Source organism: Nocardia sp. NPDC057440 (assembly GCF_042802915.1).
Taxonomy (GTDB): domain Bacteria; phylum Actinomycetota; class Actinomycetes; order Mycobacteriales; family Mycobacteriaceae; genus Nocardia.
In genome coordinates this window covers 374446-381595 of sequence record NZ_JBHVDF010000002.1, presented here as the reverse complement: position 1 = coordinate 381595, position 7150 = coordinate 374446, and the positions used below count along the sequence as shown (strand labels likewise).

5 protein-coding genes are annotated in these 7150 nt (G+C 64.9%); 1 reads left to right on the top strand and 4 read right to left on the bottom strand.

Features of this window, described 5'->3' with window-relative positions:
• Positions 1 to 174: 174 nt before the first annotated feature.
• Positions 175 to 621 (bottom strand): hypothetical protein, encoded by a 447-nt coding sequence (locus ACFU4Z_RS04805; protein WP_379059780.1) that lies wholly within the window; start codon positions 619 to 621, stop codon positions 175 to 177.
• Positions 618 to 1139: a hypothetical protein gene (locus ACFU4Z_RS04800; RefSeq protein WP_379059778.1), complete on the bottom strand. Its 522-nt coding sequence runs from the start codon at positions 1137 to 1139 to the stop codon at positions 618 to 620. Before ACFU4Z_RS04800 ends, ACFU4Z_RS04805 begins: the two co-directional genes overlap by 4 nt.
• A gap of 298 nt (positions 1140 to 1437) precedes the next feature.
• Between ACFU4Z_RS04800 and ACFU4Z_RS04795 the strand changes: the two genes are divergently transcribed.
• On the top strand, positions 1438 to 2415 hold the full coding sequence (locus ACFU4Z_RS04795; RefSeq protein WP_379059777.1) for a heme A synthase: 978 nt from the start codon (positions 1438 to 1440) through the stop codon (positions 2413 to 2415).
• Positions 2416 to 2877: 462 nt separating this feature from the next.
• Here the strand turns inward: ACFU4Z_RS04795 and ACFU4Z_RS04790 are convergent, their stop codons facing one another.
• Positions 2878 to 5475 carry a LuxR C-terminal-related transcriptional regulator gene (locus ACFU4Z_RS04790; RefSeq protein ID WP_379059776.1) on the bottom strand — a complete coding sequence of 866 codons (2598 nt, stop codon included), beginning with the start codon at positions 5473 to 5475 and terminating at the stop codon, positions 2878 to 2880.
• A gap of 148 nt (positions 5476 to 5623) precedes the next feature.
• Positions 5624 to 6913, bottom strand: coding sequence for an adenylosuccinate synthase (locus ACFU4Z_RS04785; protein WP_379059774.1), 1290 nt, complete (start codon positions 6911 to 6913; stop codon positions 5624 to 5626).
• Positions 6914 to 7150 lie beyond the last annotated feature (237 nt).

Sequence of the window (7150 nt, the reverse complement as noted above, 5' to 3'; positions counted from 1 at the left end):
TTTGCCCCGGCCCCCCGCCCCCGGGGGGGGCAATGCCCAAAAACTGGGGGCGTGGGGGCGGGGGGCCGGTTTTTAGGCTTTGGGGCGCCCCCCCGGCCGGGGCCCCCCCACTTCGTTTCAGCGATCAGCGGCTATCTGTCGATTCCACTGGGTCTCGGCTCTTCCTTGGTCAGCTCAGCCAGAATTCGAGTCCCTTGCTGTCCTCAGCTCACCGATGTCGACCGGCAGGTCGAGGTGAAGGTCGTAGGTGGGCCACGCCAGCGTCAGCTTGTCATCCCATCGTTCCTGCGGCCACCAGTACTCGAGGGTCCACACGTACTCCCACGGCTCGCTGGTCGGTGGCTCGCCCCCTCGCGTCGGCAGCCGACCGGAACTGAGCTGGACCTTGCCGTGACCGGACTCGACCGTGATCAACTCACGTTCATGCCCTTCTAAAAGCTGGATCGTGGCGAACAGCGACTTGGATTCCTGATATTCAGGCCGTTCACCTTCAGGCGCTAGGCGGATACGCAAGAGACAGCCGGTGGAATAGACCTCCGCTGGCCACAAGGCCCACGAAACCGCCTCAGTTCGGCCGGTCGTAAGCTGGCCCACCAATACCGGAATCGCCGTGTTCGTCATCTCGGGTAGCTTACAACGAACGGGTTGGCCGAGTTGTCTTGGACTCCATGAGGAGTCAAGAACTTGACGTGCACGCCCACGCTCACCTGGTCGCCTGCCGTGTAGGGGTATATGACGGTCTTCGTGGCCCTGCCACCACCGAAGGTCGATGACGATGACTCCGAGTTCAACCCGACCGGCGACAAGGTGACCTCCATTCCTGTGGCCCCCTGCGTGTTGACGATGTCATATGTCAGGGCAATCCGCCCCGCGTCGAACGGCCGCAGCGTGATGTTGATTGAGCCTGCTGGCCCTTGCTGGTAGTACTCCGGACCGGCTGACGCGGCCGGAGCTACAAGAAGTGATCCCAGCATCGCCAGACCTGTTGCTATGGCAAGAATGAACATCCGGACAAGTCCCAAGCTGGAAGCCCCGCCTACGGCGAGCCTCGGTATGGCCGAGTCGCTTCCGGCCTGCGACTTCGGTCGGTGAGAACCGACTTCGCACACCGCCAGCGAACCTTCATCAGCGAACATCATGACAACCCCTCCGTCAAAAAAGATGGGGAATCCGTTGGACCACAACGTCTTCGCTCCCCCACATTTGGTTACACCGGCTTAGACGAGCGCCATCGCGTACCGGTTCCATCAGATTTCGACGAATTTCTTTGTGACTCTTCACGACAGGGCGGAGACGCGTAACCCGCTGGATTCTGCTGTCATCGCGGGCCGGAACTGTCAGCTGTCGACCGCGAGCGTCACGCACTCGACAGCGTGACAGGATGTCCAGGTCGATAAGCGTCCCGGTGGTTCCGTGACGAAAGGATTGAGGGGGTTCATGATGGTGACGACCGGGTCGAAACGGAAGCTGCTGAGAACTCCCTTCTCATACCTCGAGGGAAAGATCGGTTTTGGGTGTGGGGCGCTGCGATTGGCGGCCGTCGCCGCTGTGGCGGCGAGTGTCGCGATCGTCGTCGGTGGTGGAGTGGTGCGTGTCACTGGCTCCGGCCTCGGGTGCCCGGACTGGCCCACATGCGCGAACGGTTCGCTGTCCCCGACCCCCGAGATGGGTATTCATGCAGTCGTCGAATTCGTCAACCGGCTGCTCACCAGCGTCGTTTGCGTAGTCGTCGGAGCGCTGATCGTGGTCGCGCGCCTTCAGCGAGAACCCCGGCCTCAGATCACCCGGTGGGCGTGGGCGCAGTTCTGGGTTGTCGTGCTGAACGCTGCAATCGGCGGCCTGACGGTGCTGGCACGCTTGAACCCATTTCTGGTCGCTGCGCACTTTCTTGCCGCCACGCTGCTACTCGCCGCGGCGGCGGTGACTTGGGACATCGCGAACCGACCCCATCACGATGAAATTCATCCGGCCATTGCGGACGGAACAGAGCAACGGCGGCTGGCCTGGGTATTGGTGACTGCCACTACCGCGCTGATGATCGTAGGAACAGCGGTAACTGGGGCAGGCCCCCACGCCGGTGATTCGAGTGACGTGCAGCGAATGCCGTTCGACTGGGCCACGATGACCTGGATCCATGCCGTGCTCGCCGGCGCTGTCGTCGTCACGGTCGCGAACATCTGGCGCTCAAGTTCTCCCGGTACCGGCCTACGCGTCCGCACCACATGGATGCTGCTCGTTCTGACAACACAGATGGGAGTGGGATTCGCCCAGTCGGTGACACAGTTGCCGAATATCCTTGTTGTCGTACACATGTTGGTCGCTGCACTGGTGTTCATCGGGGCAATCCGGGTGTTCCTTGAAACTTCTCCGAACTCTCAGCCCCGCCGCCGACAAACCGCCAGCCGCCACCTGTAACGCTGCGTCCTCGGCGTGACAGCCTCGGATCGTCTCCGGCCTCTGCAAGCGCGGCACCGGATTCCACTTCCGATCCCCGCACGAACCTTCGGCAGCACCCGACACGGTCGAAACCATCGGTTATAGGCGGTCAGACGACCGGAAAGTCGGCGTGCCAGGTCGCGTGGCTACATCGGTCATCTACGACACCGCCGATGGGCGAAGGCTGACACCGTCTTGCGGTGGAAGATGTTGGGATCGGCCAATTTTGGCACTGGCAGGTTTGTTGCAGTGGCAGGATCTGTGTGCTACCGCTGCGTTGCTGTAGGAGATGCCCTTGCCGCCGGAGCTGGCTCAGAACTCGCCGATCGTCAACTGCCCGCTCGCACTACCGCCCAGCAAGACGGTGAACTGGCGCGATAGCCGAATTCGAACATCCCCTGCAATGCCCACAACGATAGCTGGCCGGTGGCGTATGCCGCGTCAGCCCGAGTCGCCTCGCATCAGCGCGCCCAGCGACTCCCGGTCGGTGACGTCCATCTTGATGCAGGCGCGATAGAGATGGCCTTCGACGGTGCGGACCGAGACGGTGAGGCGGTCGGCGATTTGCCGGTTGGACAGGCCCGCCGCAACGAGATTCGCGATTTCGCGTTCGCGAGAAGTGAGCGGTAGCGGCTGGGCGGCCTGGCGCAGCGCCGGGGTGCTCGCGCCGCCGCAGGCCGCGGACAGTCGGTTTGCCGCCGCGGCGGACTCCAGCAGACGGCGGCGGTCGCCGCCACGTTCATGCGCGGAGGCGGCCTGGGCGGCAGCGTCCGCGGCCGAGAGCAGCGCGCCGATCTGCTCGAACTCGGCCGAAGCCGCGTCGAGCCCCGGCCCGTCGTGGGCGGCTAGCGCGACCGCGTGCTTGGCCTGCGCCTGCACCAGCCTGCCATCGATTTTGGCTGCCAGGTCGGCGAGTCTGCCGGCGACCGAATGTTCACCGAACCGGGCGGCCACGTGCAGCGCCATCGCCTCGATGGCGTGCTGATGCGACCGGGCGGCGGCGTCGGCCGCGCCCATCGCCGATCGAATGGCCGGGGTGACGGTGCCTTCGGCGGCGGCCATGCAGGCCTTGGCGATCTCCAGCTGCGGGTCGTACACCGCACTGTGCCTGCCGGCGCGCGCGGCGACCTCGGCAATGGTCTCGGCGGCCTCGGTGGTGCGACCGAGCGCCGAATACGCCTCCGCCAGACGGATTCTCGCGGGGATCATCCAGGCCGCCGCGCCCTCCATCGAGAGCGCGGCCACCGCTTGTTCGAGATGCTCGATGCCATCCAGGAATTGGCCTTTGGCCACGTCGACGGTGCCCTGCAGAATCTTCGACATGCCCCACGCCAGATACTGGCCCGGCGCGGAATAGCCGAAATATGCCGCGGCGCAACGCCGAGCGGCTTCCAGGTCACCGGTCAAGGTCAGGGCGAGCACCTCGGCGTGCGTCGAAATGAACCGGTTGAGCCCATCGATGTGGGATTCCACCTGATGCCCTCGCGCCGCATACTGCCGGGCGGCCTCACCTTTGCCCATCAGCGCCAAGGCGAGTCCACCGCCGAACGACGCCCACCACACCGCCCACGGCGGCGATCCTTCGGCCGACATCACAGATTCGGCATCGGCGAACGCATCGTCGAGCCGGTTCTCGTTGACCGCGCACGCCGAGGCGAGCCCGGTCAGCGTCGCCACGATTTTCGGATGCTTCGCCCTGGCTCGGATCGATGCGAGCACCTCGTCGGCGCGATCGGCATCACCAACGGCCCACAGCAGATTCGAGACCCGAGTGCTGCCCCAACGGGCCAGCTGCACTTCGTTCAGCTGATCGGGATCGAATGTGGCAAGGGTGCGTTCGGCCTCGATGCGGTGGCCCTGCCACAGCAGCGCCCGCGCGAGCAGATCCGCCGCCTCGACACCGCCCTGACGTTCCACCGCCGCCCTGGCGAATCGCTCACCGAGCGGCAGGTTCGCCAGCCCGATCGCGTCCGCCGCCGCCGCCTCGAACAGCTCGAGATCGGCGGATTTATCGCTGTCCAAGGCCAATTCGGCCAGTCGGATGCGGTCGGCGGCGGAATTGATGCGCCGCTCCTTGAGCGAGGAGTACAGCCGTCCACGCAGCCTGCGAGCCGAAGCGATGCCGAGCCTGCGCCGGATCACCTCACCGAACAGCGGGTGGTTGTAGCGCACGATCAGCTGGTGCGAGTTCTCGACAACCCTGATCACACCACGGTTTTCGGCAGCCTCGACGGCTTCCTCGCCGGCCAGCTCGGCAAGCACGTCGAGGTCGATCGGCTCACAGAAGGTGAGCAGCTCGAGCACCCGCAACACCGGGTCCGGCAGTTGCTCGACCCGATCCTCCAGCAGCGCGGCCAATTCCGAGGTGACCGCGGCCCGGCCGCGCAGCTGCCACACGCCGTTGACCTGACGCAGCGTGCCCGCCTCGATCGCGCCCTCCACCAAATGCCTGAGGAACAGGGCATTTCCGCCGGAGGACTCCCACATGAGGTTGGCGGTGAAGCCCTCCAGCTGCCCGCCGAGCATCGACTCGACCAGGTCGACGCTCTGGCGCTGTGTGAACGGGCGCAGGTCGATGCGCAGCAGGTGGCCGTCTTTCCACAGCGAGGTGACCGCGTCGGGAACTTGCACCCCACTGCGGACCGTCGCCACGATATGAGCGGCCTTATCGATCGCGAGCTGCAGCAGCAGCGTGGCCGACAGTTGGTCGAGCAGGTGTGCGTCGTCGACGCCGATGATCGTGTGCCCGTCTGCGAGCAGCGCTTCCCGCGCCGCGGACATGAACGTCACCGGATCACGGGCTGTGTAAATCCCGACCATGTGCGCAAAGACGCCCAGCGGGATGCTGCGCGCCGATTCGGTTCCCGCCACCCATCGAATATTGCCGCCGATGGCGGCCGTCGCCTGTCTCGCCAGCGTCGTCTTGCCCACCCCGGCGTCGCCGGTGAGCACCGTACCGACGTAGTCAGTACCACTGAGCGCTGCGCGGATCGCCTCGAACTCGGTCTCGCGCTCGATCATCGGCCAATTCCGAGCCATGCTCTAACTGTAGTTCTTCACCGATCATGATCGAAGCCAACGAACGATGAACTGCCACAGCAATTCAGACGGTTTTTTGTCCGTGGTGGGCGCGGGCGGACAAAGTCAGCCCACACCGCGCCGGGGCAAGTACAGACCGGTCAGCCGCTCAGGCGAGCACGTCGTGGCGGACAATGGTCTGATCACGACCAGGACCGACACCGATGCACGAAATACGTGCACCGGAGAGCTCCTCCAACCGCAGCACGTACGCCTGCGCGTTGGCGGGCAGTTCCTCGAAAGATTTGGCCTGCGAAATATCTTCCCACCAGCCGGGCATTTCTTCGTAAATCGGCTTGGCGTGATGGAATTCGGTCTGTGTGGTCGGCATCTGCTCGACCCGCTCGCCGTCGATCTCATAGGCGACGCAGACCGGCACTGTCTCCAAGCTGGAGAGCACGTCGAGCTTGGTGAGGAAGTAGTCGGTGACGCCGTTGACCCGAGTCGCGTAGCGGGCGATGACCGCATCGAACCAGCCGCAACGACGGGCCCGGCCGGTGGTCACGCCGACCTCGCCGCCCTGCTTGGCGAGGAACTCACCGTAGTTGTCGAACAGCTCGGTCGGGAACGGGCCCGAGCCGACGCGGGTGGTGTAGCACTTGAGAATGCCGAGCACCGTGTTGATCTTGTTGGGCCCGACGCCCGCGCCGACGGCAGCGCCGCCCGAGGTCGGGTTGGACGAGGTCACATACGGGTAAGTGCCGTGGTCGACATCGAGCAAGGTCCCCTGCGAACCCTCGAGCAGCACGGTCTCACCCCGCTCCAGAGCTAGATTCAACTGCAGCCGGGTGTCGGCGATGCGGTGGGAGAAGCTCTCCGCCTTCTCCAGCACCTCGTCGACGACCTGCTGCGGATCGAGCGCGCGACGGTTGTAGATCTTCACAAGAACCTGGTTCTTGAACTCCAGGGCCGCTTCGACCTTTTGGGTGAGGATCTTCTCGTCGAGCACGTCGGCGACCCGCACCCCGACCCTCGCGACCTTGTCCTGGTAGCACGGGCCGATGCCGCGACCGGTAGTGCCGATCTTCTTGTTGCCGAGGAACCGCTCGGTGACCTTATCGATGGCCACGTGGTACGGCATGATCAGGTGCGCGTCGGCCGAGAGCAGCAGACCCGAGGTGTCGACGCCGCGCTCTTCCAGTCCGGCCAGCTCCGCGAGCAGCACGCCGGGATCGACGACGACGCCGTTGCCGATGACGTTGGTCACGCCGGGAGTAAGGATGCCGGAGGGGATCAGATGCAGCGCGAACTTGTCGCCGTTGGGCAACACCACGGTATGGCCGGCGTTATTGCCGCCCTGATACCGGACCACCCATTGCAACCTGCCACCGAGCAGATCGGTTGCTTTGCCCTTACCCTCGTCGCCCCATTGGGCGCCGATCAGGACGATTGCCGGCATTGTCTCGTCTCCTACGGTTCGACGCGCAACACCCCGGGGGATGGCAGCCGACGAAGTCGGCGGGGCGGGAAAAGCCCAGTGTTGCAGCTACCTGCCGTATTGAGGCGGTGGCCGGAAGCACAGTCTAGCCGAAGCGCCGACGGCGGCAGCGAACCGGTTCAGCCCGTAGGCTTGGCGACCGTGTGACCGAAGCCGTACGCGGCTATGGTGACACGCGAAGCGGACCAGCAGGGGGTT